Genomic DNA, 16,576 nt, shown 5'->3' on the forward strand with positions numbered 1-16,576 from the left:
CGGCGAGGCCGTGATCATACCACCGCGCTCGCGGCGTCGAGCTAGTGGCCTGTGCGGTGAGTGGGTTGAGGCAAGTTCGGATGACCATGGGCCCGAGACAAGGCGCTGCGACGAGTCATAGCTGGGCTATGGCAAGGAGCAGCAACGCAGTATCGGGAGCCACGGGCACCGAAATTGACCAACTGAACTTACCAAACAGGCCACCGGAGCCTGGCGGTCGAGTTCGCCGTCCGTTTCAGCAGGCGCTGGCGACGCTGGTCGTGCCGGAGACCGAACGGCGGCATTGCTTGGCCATCGCCGCCAGGCGCACCGCGACATTCGCGGTGCCGTAGCCGGTGTAGCCATTGCAGCGCTGCAGGATCTCGAAGAAGAAGCGGCCTTCGAACGGCTCGGTGTAGACGTGGAACAGCTCGCCACCCTCGGCATCGCGGTCGTAGAGCACGTTGTAGCGCGCCAGTTCGGCGAGCAGCGCGTCGTCGAAATCGAACCGCGCCGCCAGATCGTCGTAGTAGTTGCGCGGGATTTCCAGCAACGGCACCCCGGCCGCCTGCGCCCGGGCGACCTCGGCGAAGATGTCGTCGCAGGCGAACGCCACGTGGTGCACCCCGGCGCCACGATAACTGGACAGCGCCTGGGCGATCACGGTATCGCGATCCTGCGAGGTGTTCAGCGGCAGCCGGACGCGGCCGCAGGGGCTACGCATGGCGCGGCACTTCATCAGCCCATAGGGATCGGGCAGCAGCAGCTCGTTGTCGGCCTCGAAATCGAACAGGCTGCGATAGAACAGCACCCAGCTGGCCAGGCTTTCGGCCGGCAGCGCGGTAGCCATGTGATCGATACGCTGCAAGCCCGCATCCTTCGGGCCGACCGCATGCAGACGGAAGTCGATGTCGTAGTTGCTCTGCCCTGGCGCACCGGATTCGAGCAGATAGATAAGGCTGCCGTCCGGCGCGCGCACGGCCGGAATCTGCCGCTCGTTCGGCCCGATCAGGCCACGGTAGGGCTGGCCGCCAAAGGCGCAGGCACGCGCCAGCGCCGGCCCCTCTTCGTCGATCTTCAGCGCCATGGCGCACACCGAAGGGCCATGCGCCTCGAAGTAGTTGTGGGCAAACGAATAGGGCTCGGCGTTGAGCACGATATTGATCTCGCCCTGGCGAAACAGCTGCACATCCTTCGAGCGGTGCTGACCGACATGGGCGAAGCCAAGACGCTGCAGCCAGCTGCCGAGGCGCACGGCGTGCGGCTCGTCCACCGCGAACTCGAGGAAATCGATGCCTTCGTAACGCGGTGCCGGCGCTGGCGCGAACAGCGTTTGCGCCAGCGCCGGGCTGGTCGAGGCACTCAGACGTTGCCCGGTTTTCTCTTCCAGGTGCTGAAGCGCACGCAGGCCGTCAGCGGCGATGCCTCGCGGCGGCGCAGCGCGGAAGCCATCGTTGAACACTTCCAGCGATAACGGGCCGCTGTAGCCGGCCTGCAGCACAGGTGCGAGAAAGCCCGCCAGGTCGAATTCGCCCTGACCGGGAAAACAACGGAAATGCCGACTCCACTGCAGTACATCCATTGCCAGCAGCGGCGCATCGGCGAGCTGTACGAAGAAGATTCGCTCGCCCGGGATATCGACAATGCCGCTCGGGTCATCGCCCAGCGCCAGCGTATGGAAACTGTCGAGAATCACCCCCAGTGCAGGATTGTCGACCTGTTGTACCAGTGACCAGACCTGCCGCCAGGTCTTCACGTGGCGGCCCCAGGCCAGCGCCTCGTAGCCCACGCGCAGCCCGCGTGCACCGGCACGCTCGGCGATCTGGCCGAGGTCACCCACCAGCGTCTCGTTATCGCCCAGCGCATCGGCCTGGACGTTGCTGCAGAGCAGCATCAGGTCGACGCCCAGCTCGTGCATCAGGTCGAACTTGCGCTCGGCGCGATCGAGATTGCGCTGCACGCGCGCCCGCGGGCAGCCCTCGAAATCACGGAACGGCTGGAACAGCGTGACGGCAATGCCCAGGTCCTCGCACAGGCGGCGGATGTCCTGCGGGCTGCCGGAGTGATAGAGCAGGTCGTTCTCGAACAGCTCGACGCCATCGAATCCAGCCGCCGCGGCGGCCTCCAGCTTCTCCGGCAGGGTGCCGCTCAGCGACACGGTGGCGATCGAGCGTTTCATGCGGTTACTCCTGTTACCGGGTGACTCGGGAAGTTGCGCGGCAGCGCTGGGGTCGACGCGAGCATGATCAGGGCACCAGACCATCGCGCTCGCCCGGCTCGGCCAGCGGCAACATCAAGCCGCTCTGACCAGGCATTGCCGCAGCCGGATCCTCCAGCAGCGCGCGCAACGGCGTGGCGATGGAGGCGGTGTAGTCCTTGACACAGCGATGATGGCCGCCGAGCACGTCGTAACTCTCGAAGCTCGCACCCATGCCGCGCCAGGCGCGACTGGTGTAGTCGGCGGAGAAATACACCACCGGCGCGTCGATGCGCCGGGGCAGGTAGCGCGCCATTACCAGCGAGTACTGCAGGAAGCGCACGCGCACCTCACGATCACGCGCGGTGGGTGGTGTCGGCACGTGACCGGCCAGCCGCTGCTGCACCATGCGCACGCTGCGCCGCGACAGCTTCCAGGCCAGGTTGGCGAAGCGCTTGGGATAGGGCCACTTGCTGGTTTCACCGAAACGGCTGAGCGCCTCGTAGGCGCGGGCAAGGTGCATGTCCGGCAGCACCCGGTCGAGGGTACGCAGGATGGCCCGCGACCACGGGCGAACATTGGCGGTGGGCGGATCGATCAGAGCGACGATCTCCACCTCATGGCCCGCCTCGATGAGCAAACGAGCGGCCTCGAAGGCCACCAGCGCGCCGTTGCAGTAGCCGCCGATGCGGTACGGTCCCTGCGACTGGCGCGCGAGGATCAGCGGCAGACGTTCACGCGCCATCTGCTGCACCGACTCTGGTATCGGCTCGTTGTCCATGCCATGCGGGGCGATGGCGGTCAGCGGTTGCTGCGGGCCGAGCAGCCGGGCCAGGCGACGGATGTAGTAGCCGCCATGGGCGAAATCGCCGTGGAACCAGAACAACGGCGTGCGCCCTGGCTGAGCGTTGAAATCGATGACCGGAATGATGTGGTTGGCAAGATTTTCCAGGCGTGCTGCCAGCTCGCGGGCAGTCTCCGCCTCGACCAGCAACGACTCGGGGATCACCCGCCCGAGCATCTGCTCCAGCTCGGCAAGCATTTCGGTGGCCAGCAGCGAGTCACCACCACAATCGAGAAAGTTGTCGTTCGGGCCGACCGCCTCGGTTTTCAGCAGTCGCCGCCAGAGCGCCAGCACCTGCTGCTCCAGTTCGGACGCCGCCTCGGCCACCGCCGCGGCCCGGGCCCGCGCGCTGCGCTGCTCGAGGTAGGCATCCGCCAGCCGATGCCGCAACACCTTGCCGGTTAAGCCGCGCGGCAAGGCTTCGATGATCTGCACGCGCCGCGGCACCTTGAAGTACACCAGCTCGCCCCGCAGGTAGCGCTGCAGCTCCTCGGCCGCCACCTGCATGCCAGGGCGTAGCACCACGGCGGCGGCGACGTCCTGGCCGAGGCGCTGATGCGGCACGGCGAACGCCGCTGCATCGGCCACCGCCGGATGGCGCAACAGCACCGCATCGACTTCCGACAGGCTGACCTTCTCGCCGCCGCGGTTGATCACTTCCCGCAGGCGTCCATGCAGGCGCAGGAAGCCGTCCTCGTCGAGGCTGCCGATGTCGCCGGTGTGGAACCAGCCGTCGCGCAGCACCTCGCGGTTGAGCGTGTCATCGCCGAGATAGCCAGGCATCACCGTCGCGCCACGCACGCGGATCTCGCCGCGCTCGCCGGCCGCCAGCGGGTTGCCGTTCTCGTCGACGATGCTCAGGGTTTCCGGCCAGGGCCGACCGACCGTGTCCGCCTTGCGCTCGGTCGGGGTGTTGACGGCGATCTGCGCGGCCTCGCTGGAGCCGTAGTGCTCCAGCAGCGGGAAGCCCATGGTCTGCTCGAAGGCATCGATGATGTCCTGTCCCAGCGGCGCGCCGCCGGATGAGGCGAAGCGCGGCCGCTGCGTGCCCAACCCTTCGGGGTGCGCGCTGGCCGCTTCGAGAATTGCGCGGTGCAATGCTGGGCCGGCGGAATACCAGCTCGGCCGCAGGCTTTCGAACCACTCGTGCAGGTCCACCACGGCCGGGCTGAGCGGAAAGGCGACGCTGCCGCCGGTGAGCAACGGCGTGAGGATGGTGACCTTCAGCCCGTGGGAGTAATAGGGGGCCGAGACGCACAGGCAGCGGTCACCGGCATCCAGGCCGAACCAGCGCTGCCACTTGCGGGCGGCGGTCAGCATGTTGCGATGGGTGAAGGGAATCAGCTTGGGCAACGCCGTGGTGCCGGAGCTGCGCAGGATGAACGCTGGGGCGTCTGCCTCGGGCAGATCATCGGCGGCCGGCTGTGCAGCCAGCGGCATGTCCAACTGCAACGCCGGGCTGCCGTCCGCGGCCGCTTCGGCACTGATCAGCGTCAGCCCGTGGCGCTCGGCGGCCGCCCGGCCCTGCTGATCGCCGTCACTGCTGATCAGCAGGGCATCGAGCGGCAGCTGCTGGAGAAACTGGTCCAGTTCGGCCGGGCCGAGGCGCGGATCGAGCGGTACGGCAACCGCGGAACAGGCGACGGCAATGATCGCGACCGCCGCCTGCGGGGCTTCTGGCAGCAATACGCCGATGCGTGCGTCGCGGCCGAAGCCGGCCAGGCGCAACTGGCGACGGGTCTGGTCGATCATCTGCTGCAGGCCACGATGGTCCAGCGGCGCGAAGCGTGTCGAAAGCACCGCCGATCGATCAGGCGCACCATGCGCCACGCGGCTCAGCGCGGCATGCAAAGTGACGGGCTCGATGCCGGCGGTCGCCGGGTCGAGCACAGCAAAGACCGAGCCCGCAGGGGGCACGGCGGCGTCGGAGTCGTAATTCACGGCTGTCTGTCCTTGGCTAGAGTCCGGCCTGGCCATGGCACGGATTGCTCAGCTAAGACAGCGTCGCCCGAAAAAGTTGCCTCGCGCGAAGCAACAAAATGTGTGCAGTTAACCGCTTGTTACGCACATTTGGCTGCGTGGGGTGCTTTAACCTGCCGCTTCGCCCGCCTGTCGCTGCGCTTGCGCGGCACGGTTTTCCAGCCTTCGCCAGAGCAAGCGCACTGCACCCTTGCGCATCAGCGAGCAGCGATACAGGCGGATTTCCAGTGGCACCCGCCATTGCTCGCTGCCGCAGATCGCCAGCTCGCCGCGCTGCAACTCGGGTTCGACGCTCAGCCGCGGCACCCAGGCGATGCCCAGCCCCTGCAGCGCCATGCTTTTCAGGCTGTCGGCCATGGCCGTCTCGTAGACCGTGGTCGAACGCAACGCGCGCTGGCGCAGCAACAGATTCACCGAACGACCGAGAAAGGCGCCGGCGCTGTAGGCCAGCAGCGGCACGGTCTGGCCGCTGTCGACGTCGTACAGCGGCGCGCCGTCGGCACCCGCCGCGCAGACTGGCAACATCTCGGTGCGGCCCAGATGCAGCGAAGGGAACAGTTCCGGGTCGAGCTGCAGCGCGGCATCCGGGTCGTAGTAGGCGAGGATCAGGTCGCAGCCACCTTCGCGCAGCACATGCACGGCTTCGCCGACGTTGGTGGCGATCAGCCGGGTGGCGATGTTCAGCCCGTCGTGGCGCAGGCCGGCGATCCACGCAGGGAAGAAGCCCAGCGCCAGCGAGTGCGCGGCGGATATCTGCAACACCTCGCCCTGCTGGCCCTCGACGTGGTGCAGATGGCGCACCACTTCGCCGAGCTGTTCGACCATGTTGCGCGCACTGACTAGGAACAGCTGGCCGGCCTCGGTCAGCTCGATCGGCGTGCGCGAGCGGTTGATCAGCTGCAGGCCGAGCGCCTCTTCCAGCGAGCGTATCCGCCGGCTGAAGGCCGGCTGCGTGACGAAGCGGCGTTGCGCGGCCTGGGAGAAGCTGCGGGTCGCCGCCAGCGCCACGAAATCCTCCAGCCACTTGGTTTCCAGATTCACCTGAACATTCCTCGATACGATTGCGACCGGCACAAAGTCACACGGACATTATGCCGTTTCGGCATAGGGCAGCCAGCAACGGCATTGGCCGCAAAACCCCTGAAAGCCTTATTTTAGGCGCACTGCAGCACTGCCTGCGCCTACCGAAGCCACATTACCATCATGTCCGAAGTTGCATCATCGCGAGTCGAAAAAGACCTGCTTGGCACCCTCCCCGTTCCTTCCGACGCCTACTACGGCATCCAGACCCTGCGCGCATTGCACAACTTCCGCCTCTCCGGCGTGCCGTTGGCGCATTACCCGAAACTGATCGTCGCCCTGGCGATGGTCAAGCAGGCCGCCGCAGACGCCAACCGCGAGCTGGGCTACCTGCCCGAAGCCAAGCACGTGGCAATCAGCCAGGGCTGTGCACGTCTGATTCGCGGCGAATTCCATGAGCAGTTCGTGGTGGACATGATCCAGGGCGGCGCCGGCACCTCGACCAACATGAACGCCAACGAAGTGATCGCCAACCTCGGCCTGGAAGCGATGGGCCACGCCAAGGGCGAGTACCAGTACCTGCACCCGAACAACGACGTGAACATGGCGCAGTCCACCAACGACGCCTATCCGACGGCGATTCGCCTGGGCCTGCTGCTCGGTCACGACACCCTGCTCGCCAGCCTGGAGAGCCTCTGCCAGTCGCTGACCGGCAAGGGCCATGCCTTCGCCCACGTGCTGAAGATGGGCCGCACCCAGCTGCAGGACGCCGTGCCCATGACCCTGGGCCAGGAATTCCACGCCTTCGCCACCACCCTCGGTGAGGATCTGCACCATCTGCGCGGCTTCGCCCCGGAGCTGCTGCTGGAAGTGAACCTCGGCGGCACCGCGATCGGCACCGGCATCAATGCCGACCCGCGCTACCAGGCCATTGCCGTGCAGCGCCTGGCGCAGATCAGCGGCCAGCCGCTGCGCCAGGCCGCCGACCTGATCGAAGCCACCTCGGACATGGGCTCGTTCGTGCTGTTCTCCGGCATGCTCAAGCGCCTGGCGGTGAAGCTGTCGAAGATCTGCAACGACCTGCGCCTGCTCTCCAGCGGCCCGCGCACCGGCTTCAACGAGATCAACCTGCCGCCGCGCCAGCCGGGCAGTTCGATCATGCCGGGCAAGGTCAATCCGGTGATCCCGGAAGCGGTCAACCAGGTAGCCTTCGAAGTGATCGGCAACGACCTCGCGCTGACCATGGCCGCCGAGGGCGGACAGCTGCAGCTCAACGTCATGGAACCGTTGATCGCCTACAAGCTGTTCGATTCGATCCGCCTGCTGCAGCGCGCCATGGACATGCTGCGCGAGCATTGCATCGAAGGCATCACCGCCAACGAAGACCGTTGCCGCGAGCTGATGGAAAGCTCCATTGGCCTGATCACCGCGCTGAACCCCTACATCGGCTACGACAACAGCACCCGCCTGGCTCGTGAGGCGCTGCTCGGCGGCCGCAGTGTGCTGGAGCTGGTGCGCGAGGAGCGCTTGCTCGACGACGCCATGCTCGCCGAGATCCTGCGCCCGGAAAACATGATCGCGCCACGCCTGGCACCGCTGGTGGTGTGAAGATCTAGCCGCATCCTGATCGCGTAGATGAGCTGCAGTGACGGGCGCCATGGTTCCTGACTGTTCCAAGCAACTGAAAGGTTCAGCGCCCGCCTTTCACCCTAACGCTTGCGCCATTTCGGTAGAGAAACCAGAACAGCCACGCGCCCAACGGGATAAGCATCCCAAAAAACACTATGTCGTTATGAGCTGCCCTAGCTTGGCGATAGGCGTACCGGGTCCATTCAAAGGGCAGGGGATCCAACTTCGAAATACCTGGGAGCCGATCAACCAGAGCCTTTACAGGATCCCTTGCCCTGACGTATCGCTCAGCCGCATCGTCATCGCACATCCAGACGATTTTTCGCTCCCTCGACAACGGATGCTGACGAAAGCTGCAGTTGCGCTCGCTGCTCTCGTTGGGAGCGTTCTTGATTCGATAGACAACATCGAACCTGGTCCCTAGAAGTAAGTCGCGCCCCCGTTCGGGTATCAGTACTGACGTGCCCGGATAGGCTATAGGCCAAATCTTCCCATCAGAGTCGGCGATGAATTGTTGTGGCTCGCAGTGTCTCCGGGAACCTAGCCGAGCAGCGCGACAGCTTAGCCGTGTACCAACCGCTGCGGCGGTAATTGGCTGATCGATCAGTTCAAGCTCTTTCGGTAGAGGGCCGGGACGCGCGCCCCAGATTGAAACGACCGTGAGCAACGCTGTGCAAGATAAGCATAGAACAGCACTTGCAGCCAGGTGCATGCGCTTAAGGGTGCGAAAAGCGAAGAACACGACAACGAAGTCCACCGCCAGCCACAGATATCCACGCCATACGATATCCGCACGCCATTCACGCAGCTGGGCTTCGCCGAGCAACGTGACGATAGGCGCAAGACCGGGCAACGGATTTTTCGCGCTCACGCGCACCAAGGTGTAGGCCACGTCGCCAGACAAACCCAACCGCAGCTTGTCCCCCGGCTGCAACAGTGCGTAGCGCTCATCTCCAGAGTGCAGCAGGGGATCCAGAAACAGTCGAAGGATGCGCCCACCCTCGACGCGGACGACCATTTCCCAACGACAGCTCTTCTGGCGAAGCGAACTGCAAAACGACCGGACATCGAGGCCTTCGACCTCGACTAACTGTTGAACAAGCTGCCCCCGCTCGGGGACGGACGCAACGAGCGATGCGACACGTTCAAGACCATCACGGATGGCTAGAGCGACCGTGAAGCCCAAGAACACTAAGACCAACAGGCGCATGCTTCATCCCTGATACATTACGACCCAATGACCGCTCACGCGGGTCCATGTGAGCACGTTAGCCGAAGTTTCCGTGATTCCCTGCCGACCAATCCGCAGTTCCCGCACAGCCATCCCGGCGCGAGCATGAACCGTCGTCGTCTCTACTCGATGCCGAACAGCCCGTTCTCCACATGCGGCGTCGCCAGGCGCCCGCGGATATCCAGGTCGATGCGCGGGTCGTCCGGGCTGTAGAGCATCACCTGGCGATAGGCGCTGACCCGGTTGATCTCGCGGCCCAGGTATTCCCACACCACCGAGGTGCACGCTGGCGTGCGGCGGTCGCCCGAAGAGACGCCGGTCTTCATTCCGTTAAGACGGGTGATGCGGCTCTTGAAGCTGGGAATGAGGATGGTTTGGCTCATCTCGTTGAGCGTCAGCGATTCGTAGTCGATCAGGAACAGCCGGTCCTGCAGGCCGAACGCCGCGCCGAGGTAGCGGCAGCGTACCCAGTCCTCAGCGTGGCCGAGGGTAGGGCTGGCGCGCTCCTGGCGCTCCTGACGCTCGAACAGGTAGAGGCCGTTTTCCTCGCGCAGATGCACCAGCGAGATGAGGATGCTGCCCGGCACCGACATGCAGTTGGCGTATTCGAAGTAGTAGCCGCAATAGCGCGACAGACTCGCGGCGTGCTCGCGCAACGGCTGCAGCAGGGCCAGCAGCGGATCGGTCCGCGGCAGCGCCTGGGCTTCCGGATGGCGCGCCCCGACCAGCCGGGCGAACTGCTCGGGCGGCATTTCCAGCTCATAGCCCTCGACCCCGAAAAAGTCGCCGATGCGTTTGAGGTTGAACGGCGTGGGACGGCTCTGCCCGCCCAGGTACTTGTTGAACTGCGCCCGATTGATGGCCAGCTTGCGGCACACCTCGGCAATCGAGCGGTAGTGACTGCAGAGCAACTTGAGGTTTTCGGCGAGGTGGGAGGTCATGGGATGCCCTGGCGGTTGGCGCGAGTGTCGCCATTCTAGCATCAGGTCGCGTCACATCGCGGCCACCTGCGAAATTGTCCTGTCGTCGCTACTGTTGAAACATCCCCCGCTTGCACGGCGCAGCGGCGCGCGCCGGCACCCTAACAACGACAACAAGGTGAACATTGCCATGCTCGACCTTCTGAATGACCTCATTTGGAGCAAGCTGCTGATCGTCATGCTGATCGGCCTCGGTCTGCTCTTCACGATTCGCTCCGGCTTCGTCCAGTTCCGTTATTTCGGCAACATGTTCAGCATCTTCGGCCACGCCTTCGAGCGTCAGCCGGGACAGCTCTCTTCCTTCCAGGCCCTGATGCTCTCGGTCGCCGGCCGCGTCGGCGCCGGCAACATCGCAGGCGTCTCGGTGGCAATCATGCTCGGCGGCCCGGGCGCGATCTTCTGGATGTGGGTGGTGGCGCTGGTGGGCATGGCGACCAGCTACTTCGAGTGCTCGCTGGCGCAGCTGTACAAGCGTCGCGAGCCGGACGGCACCTACCGCGGCGGCCCGGCCTTCTACATCCAGCACGGACTCGGCCAGCGCTGGCTGGGCATCGTTGTCTCGATCCTGCTGCTGATGACCTTCGGCTTCGGCTTCAACGCCGTGCAGTCGTTCACCGTCGCCAGCTCGCTGCATGACACCTTTGGCGTGCCGACCGTAGCCAGCGGCATCGCGCTGACCCTGGTCATCGGCGGCATCATCTTCGGTGGCATCCGCCGTATCGCCAAGTGGGCCGATGTACTGGTGCCGGTCATGGCCTTCTCCTACCTGGGCATGGCACTGTTCGTCATCGGCAGCAACTTCGGTGCCGTACCGGAAACCTTCGGCCTGATCTTCCGCAGCGCCTTCGGTCTGGAGCAGGCCTTCGCCGGCGGCATCGGCGCGGCGATCCTGATGGGCGTCAAGCGCGGCCTGTTCTCCAACGAGGCAGGCCTGGGCAGTGCGCCAAACGTCGCCGCGGTCGCCGAGGTCAAGCACCCGGTGGCGCAGGGCATCGTGCAGTCGCTCTCGGTGTTCATCGACACCATCATCCTGTGCAGCTGCACGGCGCTGATCATCCTGCTCTCGGGCGTCTACGAGCCGGGTATGGACCAGGCCGGTGTGGTGCTGACGCAGAACGCCATGGCCGCCGTCGTCGGCGAGTGGGGTCGGGTGTTCGTCAGCGTCGCGCTGCTGCTGTTCGTCTTCACCACGCTGATCTACAACTACTACCTGGGTGAAAACGCGCTGGGCTTCTTCACCGAGAAGCGCATGCCGGTGGTGATCTATCGCATCCTCGTGGTCATCCTCGTGCTCTGGGGTTCGGTGCAGGATCTGGGCACCGTGTTTGCCTTCGCCGACGTGACCATGGGTCTGCTGGCCATCGCCAACCTGATCGCCGTGGCCCTGCTGTTCAAGGTCGGCCTGCGCCTGATGCGCGACTACGACCGCCAGATCCGCGCCGGCATCGAGCAACCCGTGCTCGATCCGAAGGACTTCGCCGACCTGGATCTCGACCCGGCCGTGTGGAAGGCGAACATGCCCGCCACACCCGACACCACCGAGCGCCGCTAAGCGCTCCGACGCGACCGGCCAGCCTTCTGCGCAACCGCGCACGGGGCTGGCCCCATCCGCCTGTATTCATGATGGCCTGCGCCGAACGAGCGAGGAGCGCGTGTGAATCAATCAATCGAACGCCTGCTGGTGCTCTACACCGGTGGCACCATCGGCATGCAACAGAGCGCCGCCGGGTTGATGCCAGCCTCCGGCTTCGAAGCTCGCCTGCGCGCGCAGCAGGCGCTGGAAGCCGGGCCGCTGCCGAGCTGGACCTTCCGCGAACTGCAACCGCTGCTGGACAGCGCCAACATGCAGCCGACCCACTGGCTGCAGATGGCGTCCGCCGTCCGCGACGCAGCGGCGCAGGGCGACTGCGATGCGGTGCTGTTGCTGCACGGCACCGATACCCTGGCCTACAGCGCCGCTGCGTTGTCCTTCCTGCTGCTGGATCTTGAGATCCCCGTGCTGCTCACCGGCGCCATGCTGCCGGCGGGAAGCCCGGGCAGCGATGCCTGGCCCAACCTGTTCGGCGCCATGCGCGCCCTGCAGGCCGGGCAGGTGCACGGCGTGCAACTGTTCTTCAACGGCGTGCTGCTGCACGGCGCGCGGGTCAGCAAACTGCGCAGCGACGCCTTCGACGCCTTTGCCGAGGCGCCGCGCAAGCGCCTCGCCGCAGCGGCCAGCGAACGTCCGCCGGCGCTGTTGCCGCAGCGACCGGCGCAGGTCGTGGTGCTGCCGTTGTACCCCGGCGTCGGCGCCGCGCAGGTCCGGGCACTGGTCGCCAGCGGCGCTCAGGCGCTACTGCTCGAGTGCTATGGCAGCGGCACCGGCCCGGCGGACGACGTCCCGTTCATCGAAGCGCTGCGCCAGGCGCATCGACAGGGCGTGGTGCTGGCGGCGATCAGCCAGTGCCCGGGCGGCCATGTCGATTTCGACGTCTATGCCACCGGCAGCGGCTTGCGCGATGCCGGTCTGGTCTCCGGCGGCGGTATGACCCGTGAAGCAGCGCTGGGCAAGTTGTTCGCCCTGCTCGCCGCCGGGCTCGACCACGCCGAGGTGGAACACTGGTTTTGCCGCGACCTCTGCGGCGAAATGGCCGACTGAAAACGACACCGGCAAAAATGCGCGCTGTCCCGCAGGGCAGCGCGGCCGGCTGGCGATGTACCTGCAGCACCGCTACCCTTGCTCACGCCAACAACAAGAAAAGCGTCAAGGAGCCGATGCCATGGCCAGATCCCGAACTGCCGGGGCGCTGTTCGCCCTGCTCATCAGCGCTGCATGCGCCGCCCAGGCCGAACTGCCTGCCAACTATCAGATCACCCTGCAAACCGACAGCTTCCCGCCATTCAACATGGGCCCCAACAGCAAGGGCTTCGCCCGCGGCGACGATGTGCAGGGCATCGATGCCGATACCGTGCGCGACATCTTTCGCCGCGCCGGCATCGCCTACAACCTGACCCTGCGCGGCCCCTGGAGCCGGCTCTACGAGCAGACCCGGCAGCAGCCCGCCCACGGGCTGTTCTCGGTGGCGCGCACGCCGCAGAACGCCGGACAGTTCAAGTGGGTCGGGCCGCTGGCCCATCACGCCAGCGTGCTGCTGGCGCCGGCCGACAGTGGCCTGAAGTTCGACAGCCTGGAGCAGGCGCAGGGCTACCAGATCGGCGGCCACGCCAACGGCAGTGTCAGCCTGTTCCTGGAAAGCCAGGGCATCCGCACCAGCAACAGCCTCAACGACGCTGAAAACCTGCGCAAACTGCTGACCGGGCGCATCGACCTGTGGGCGGTGGCCGACCCAGTGTGGCGTCATTACGCGCGGCTGCAGGGCGTCGACGAGAGCCAGCTGCGCATAGCGCTGAGCTATCGCAGCGAACCGCTGTATCTGGCACTGAGCCCTGATACGCCGGAGGCAGTGGTCAACCGCCTGCAGAAGGCACTTGAGGAAGTGATCGCCGAAGGCTACGCCGGCTGCAGCAAGACCCCTGACCTGTGCTACCTGATTCAGGAGCGCGGCACGACGCTGGCCAGTGGTCGCTGACCCCGCGCCTCGTCAGCAGACCGAAACCGCCCGGAAGCGCTTCAGCTCACCTGATAGCGCGCCCGCGGCGTGGCCATCGGCAGCGGGCCGTCGCCGACCAGGCGGAACTCGCCTTTCTCGGCATCGTAGGCACGAATCTCGCTGGTCCCGATGTTGTACACCCAGCCGTGGATGAACAGCTGACCGCTGGCCAGCCGCGCTGCCACCGAGGGATGCGTGCGCAGGTGGTCGAGCTGGGCCACCACGTTCTCCTCGGTAAGGATGCCGAGGGTGTTGTGGTCGGCGCAGCCACAGTTCTGCTCGACGACGATCTTCGCCACCTCGGCATGCCGCAGCCAGCCCTTGACCGTCGGCATGCGCTCCAGCTGAGCCGGGTTGAGCACCGCCTTCATCGCGCCGCAGTCGGAGTGGCCGCAGACGATGATGTGCTGCACGCCAAGCGCCATCACGGCGAACTCGATGGCGGTCGACACGCCACCGTTCATCTGCCCGTAGGGCGGCACCACGTTGCCGACGTTGCGGGTGACGAACAGGTCGCCGGGCGAACTCTGGGTGATCAGCTCGGGGATGATTCGCGAGTCGGCGCAGGTGATGAACATCGCCCGCGGTGTCTGCTCGTAGGCGAGCTTCTCGAACAGCTCGCGCTGCTCGGGATAGACCTCTTCGCGGAAGCGCTTGACGCCCGAGACGATGTGTTCGAGGGCCTCCTGGGCGGTTTCGCTCTTCTTGCCGTCATTCATGCTTGGTTCTCTCCAGAGGAATTCGAAGGGTAGGCGCCGCCGCGACGGCGCGTCAGAAGATGGACCAGCCGATACGCTGCGACAGCGCTTCGAGGGCGGCCATGCCAATCAGCGAATTGCCCGCGGCGTTGAGCTCCGGCGACCAGACGCAGACGGTGAAGCGGCCCGGCACCACCGCGACGATGCCGCCGCCCACCCCGCTCTTGCCGGGCAGGCCGACGCGATAGGCGAAGTTGCCCGCCTCGTCGTACAGCCCGCTGGTGGCCATGATCGCGTTGACCTGCTTGGCCTGGCGCGGCGCCAGCACCGTCTCGCCGCTTTGCGGGCAGGCACCATCGCGGGCGAGAAAGGCGAACGCGCGGGCCAGGTCGACGCAGTTCATGCGCAGCGCGCAGTGATGAAAATAGCTGCGCAATACCGCTTCGACATCGTTGTGGAAGTTGCCGAAGGCCTGCATCAGGTAAGCCATGGCCGCATTGCGCGCGCGGTGCTGGTATTCGGATTCGGCGACGCGGGTGTCGGAGACGATCTGCCGGTTGCCGGACAGGTGCCGGACGAAATCGCGCATCGACAGCTCCGGGGTGGCGAAGCGCGACTGGTTGACGTCGCAGATCACCAGCGCCCCGGCGTTGATGAACGGGTTGCGCGGGCGGCCGCGCTCGAACTCGAGCTGCACCAGTGAATTGAACGGCTGCCCCGAAGGCTCGTGGCCCAGCCGCTCCCACAACGACTCGCCGCGATGGGCGATGGCCTGCACCAGGCTGAACACTTTCGAAATGCTCTGGATCGAGAACGGCGTCTGCGCGTCGCCGGCTTCGAAAATCTCGCCCTCGGCACTGCACACGGCAATACCCAACTGGTTGGGCGGCACGTCGGCCAGCGCCGGGATGTAACTGGCCACGCGACCTTGCCCGAGCAGCGGGCGTACATCGTCGAGAATTTCCTGCAGCAGGGCGTGCATCGAAGGCTCCATCGGTCCTGAGTCCAGGGTGGACGCCCGCCGGCCGAGGGGCATCACAGCGCGCGGTCAGAACTTCTCGGGCCGCAGCACTTCCACCTCGGCCAGGTAGCAGACCATGCCGAAGTTCTCGTAGTAGCGCGCCTGCAGGTGCTCGGCGATACGCTCGGCGATCTCGCGGCTGCAGATCACCTCCAGGCGGATATTGCCGTCGGTATCCCAGCCGGCGCTGCGCACCCCGCGGCTGCCGCTGCCACGGGCGTCCGACAGGGTCCAGCCCGGAGCGCCCAGGTTTTTCAGGTCGGCTTCCAGCTTGTGTTCCAGCGCTGCCTCGCAGATCACGGTCAGCAGCGTACGATTGTGCGCGTTCATCTCAGAACCCCCAGGCGATCAGCCGCTCGGCCAGGGCCAGGTAGAGCGGAATGCCGATCAGGATGTTGAACGGAAAGGTGATGCCCAGCGACGCAGTCAGCGACAGCGACGGATTGGCTTCTGGCACCGCCAGGCGCATCGCCGCTGGCACCGCAATGTACGAGGCACTCGCCGCCAGCGTGGCGAGCATCGCCGTACCGCCTAGCGACAGGCCCATGAAGCGCGCCAGCAGGGCGCCGATCAGCGCACCGATCAGCGGCATCAGCAGCGCAAAGGCAGCGAGCTTGAAGCCGTAGCGCTTGAGCGAGCCGAGCTGGCCGGAGGCGATCAGGCCCATCTCCAGCAGGAAGAACGCCAGAACCGGTTTGAACATGCTGGTGTACAGCGGTTCGAGCGGTTTGATGGCCTCCTTGCCGGCGATCGCACCGATCAGCAGGCCACCGAGCAGCAGCATGATGCTTTTGCCAAGGAAGATCTCGCGGCCCAGCTCCTTCCAGTCGGTATCGCGCGAAACTCCCTTGGCCAGCAGAATGCCGACCAGGATCGCCGGGATTTCGAGAATCGCCACGAACAGCGGCATGTAGCTTTCGAAGAAGATTTCCCGCGCCGCCAGATAGGCCACCACCACCGCGAAGGTACCGGCGCTCACCGAGCCGTAGTGCGCTGCCACCGCCGCCGCGTTGACCCTGTCGAAACGCAGGCCACGCAGCAGGATGAAGGCCAGGATCGGCAGCAACACGCCCAGCGCCAGCACCAGCAGCGACTGCCCCAGAAGCGCCGCACTGGCCTGTTCGGCCAGTTCCACACCACCGTGCAGACCGATCGCCAGCAGCAGGATGATCGACAGCGTCTCGTAGAGCGCCGGCGGCAGCTTCAACTCGCTCTTCACCAGGCCCGCAAACAGGCCGAACACGAAGAACAGCACTACTGGGTCGATACCCATCTACAGTCTCCACAGCTTGGACAATGGACCGATCCCTGGCAGACATTGGCTCGAAAAAAAGGAGCCGCAAGGGCTCCCAAAGGGGACACACTGCCCGCGCCGTCCGTTCCGCTGGCTGGGGGGGGGGGGGGGGG

At 65.7% G+C, this 16,576-nt stretch carries 13 protein-coding genes; 4 read left to right on the top strand and 9 right to left on the bottom strand.

Annotated elements, in window-relative coordinates:
- Window positions 1–235: 235 nt before the first annotated feature.
- From F753_RS36900 to F753_RS36910, 3 genes are all read right to left on the bottom strand, one after another.
- Window positions 236–2,158: a bifunctional sugar phosphate isomerase/epimerase/4-hydroxyphenylpyruvate dioxygenase family protein gene (locus tag F753_RS36900; RefSeq protein WP_023445446.1), complete on the bottom strand. Its 1,923-nt coding sequence runs from the start codon at window positions 2,156–2,158 to the stop codon at window positions 236–238.
- Between the two features lie 67 nt (window positions 2,159–2,225).
- On the bottom strand, window positions 2,226–4,961 hold the full coding sequence (locus F753_RS36905) for an AMP-binding protein (RefSeq protein ID WP_023445447.1): 2,736 nt from the start codon (window positions 4,959–4,961) through the stop codon (window positions 2,226–2,228).
- 147 nt (window positions 4,962–5,108) lie between these two features.
- Window positions 5,109–6,041 (bottom strand): LysR substrate-binding domain-containing protein, encoded by a 933-nt coding sequence (locus F753_RS36910; protein ID WP_023445448.1) that lies wholly within the window; start codon window positions 6,039–6,041, stop codon window positions 5,109–5,111.
- Between the two features lie 162 nt (window positions 6,042–6,203).
- Here F753_RS36910 and F753_RS36915 point away from each other — a divergent pair, with 162 nt between their 5' ends.
- The gene (locus F753_RS36915; RefSeq protein WP_014822023.1) at window positions 6,204–7,628 is read left to right on the top strand and encodes an aspartate ammonia-lyase; all 1,425 of its coding nucleotides are present in this window, start codon (window positions 6,204–6,206) and stop codon (window positions 7,626–7,628) included.
- 82 nt (window positions 7,629–7,710) lie between these two features.
- On the opposite strand, the gene F753_RS36920 is transcribed toward F753_RS36915, so the two are convergent.
- Complete coding sequence (locus F753_RS36920) at window positions 7,711–8,859, bottom strand: hypothetical protein (protein ID WP_023445449.1); 1,149 nt, start codon at window positions 8,857–8,859, stop codon at window positions 7,711–7,713.
- A gap of 143 nt (window positions 8,860–9,002) precedes the next feature.
- The gene (locus F753_RS36925; protein ID WP_023445450.1) at window positions 9,003–9,821 is read right to left on the bottom strand and encodes a helix-turn-helix domain-containing protein; all 819 of its coding nucleotides are present in this window, start codon (window positions 9,819–9,821) and stop codon (window positions 9,003–9,005) included.
- Window positions 9,822–9,990: 169 nt separating this feature from the next.
- Between F753_RS36925 and F753_RS36930 the strand changes: the two genes are divergently transcribed.
- From F753_RS36930 to F753_RS36940, 3 genes are all read left to right on the top strand, one after another.
- On the top strand, window positions 9,991–11,412 hold the full coding sequence (locus tag F753_RS36930; protein WP_023445451.1) for an alanine/glycine:cation symporter family protein: 1,422 nt from the start codon (window positions 9,991–9,993) through the stop codon (window positions 11,410–11,412).
- Between the two features lie 102 nt (window positions 11,413–11,514).
- Window positions 11,515–12,498: an asparaginase gene (locus tag F753_RS36935; RefSeq protein ID WP_023445452.1), complete on the top strand. Its 984-nt coding sequence runs from the start codon at window positions 11,515–11,517 to the stop codon at window positions 12,496–12,498.
- 121 nt (window positions 12,499–12,619) lie between these two features.
- Window positions 12,620–13,429 carry a substrate-binding periplasmic protein gene (locus F753_RS36940; protein ID WP_023445453.1) on the top strand — a complete coding sequence of 270 codons (810 nt, stop codon included), beginning with the start codon at window positions 12,620–12,622 and terminating at the stop codon, window positions 13,427–13,429.
- A 41-nt stretch (window positions 13,430–13,470) separates the two neighbouring features.
- Here F753_RS36940 and F753_RS36945 read toward each other — a convergent pair whose 3' ends face one another.
- From F753_RS36945 to F753_RS36960, 4 genes are all read right to left on the bottom strand, one after another.
- Window positions 13,471–14,169 (bottom strand): carbonic anhydrase, encoded by a 699-nt coding sequence (locus F753_RS36945; RefSeq protein WP_014822032.1) that lies wholly within the window; start codon window positions 14,167–14,169, stop codon window positions 13,471–13,473.
- Between the two features lie 52 nt (window positions 14,170–14,221).
- Window positions 14,222–15,130, bottom strand: a complete 909-nt coding sequence (glsB, locus tag F753_RS36950; RefSeq protein ID WP_014822033.1) for a glutaminase B — start codon at window positions 15,128–15,130, stop codon at window positions 14,222–14,224.
- A 66-nt stretch (window positions 15,131–15,196) separates the two neighbouring features.
- The gene (locus F753_RS36955; protein ID WP_023445454.1) at window positions 15,197–15,499 is read right to left on the bottom strand and encodes a P-II family nitrogen regulator; all 303 of its coding nucleotides are present in this window, start codon (window positions 15,497–15,499) and stop codon (window positions 15,197–15,199) included.
- A 1-nt stretch (window position 15,500) separates the two neighbouring features.
- Complete coding sequence (locus F753_RS36960) at window positions 15,501–16,442, bottom strand: sodium-dependent bicarbonate transport family permease (protein WP_023444819.1); 942 nt, start codon at window positions 16,440–16,442, stop codon at window positions 15,501–15,503.
- Between the last annotated feature and the right edge of the window lie 134 nt (window positions 16,443–16,576).

This window comes from Stutzerimonas chloritidismutans AW-1, assembly GCF_000495915.1.
GTDB classification, from domain to species: Bacteria; Pseudomonadota; Gammaproteobacteria; order Pseudomonadales; family Pseudomonadaceae; genus Stutzerimonas; species Stutzerimonas chloritidismutans.

What these genes read in the sequence shown, in the direction of transcription:
- F753_RS36915 (WP_014822023.1), top strand. Translation starts at nt 6,204, where the DNA reads ATGTCCGAAGTTGCATCATCGCGAGTCGAAAAAGACCTGCTTGGCACC.
- F753_RS36955 (WP_023445454.1), bottom strand. Translation starts at nt 15,499, where the DNA reads ATGAACGCGCACAATCGTACGCTGCTGACCGTGATCTGCGAGGCAGCG.
- F753_RS36945 (WP_014822032.1), bottom strand. Translation starts at nt 14,169, where the DNA reads ATGAATGACGGCAAGAAGAGCGAAACCGCCCAGGAGGCCCTCGAACAC.
- F753_RS36930 (WP_023445451.1), top strand. Translation starts at nt 9,991, where the DNA reads ATGCTCGACCTTCTGAATGACCTCATTTGGAGCAAGCTGCTGATCGTC.
- F753_RS36920 (WP_023445449.1), bottom strand. Translation starts at nt 8,859, where the DNA reads ATGCGCCTGTTGGTCTTAGTGTTCTTGGGCTTCACGGTCGCTCTAGCC.
- F753_RS36960 (WP_023444819.1), bottom strand. Translation starts at nt 16,442, where the DNA reads ATGGGTATCGACCCAGTAGTGCTGTTCTTCGTGTTCGGCCTGTTTGCG.
- F753_RS36900 (WP_023445446.1), bottom strand. Translation starts at nt 2,158, where the DNA reads ATGAAACGCTCGATCGCCACCGTGTCGCTGAGCGGCACCCTGCCGGAG.
- F753_RS36925 (WP_023445450.1), bottom strand. Translation starts at nt 9,821, where the DNA reads ATGACCTCCCACCTCGCCGAAAACCTCAAGTTGCTCTGCAGTCACTAC.
- glsB (WP_014822033.1), bottom strand. Translation starts at nt 15,130, where the DNA reads ATGCACGCCCTGCTGCAGGAAATTCTCGACGATGTACGCCCGCTGCTC.
- F753_RS36940 (WP_023445453.1), top strand. Translation starts at nt 12,620, where the DNA reads ATGGCCAGATCCCGAACTGCCGGGGCGCTGTTCGCCCTGCTCATCAGC.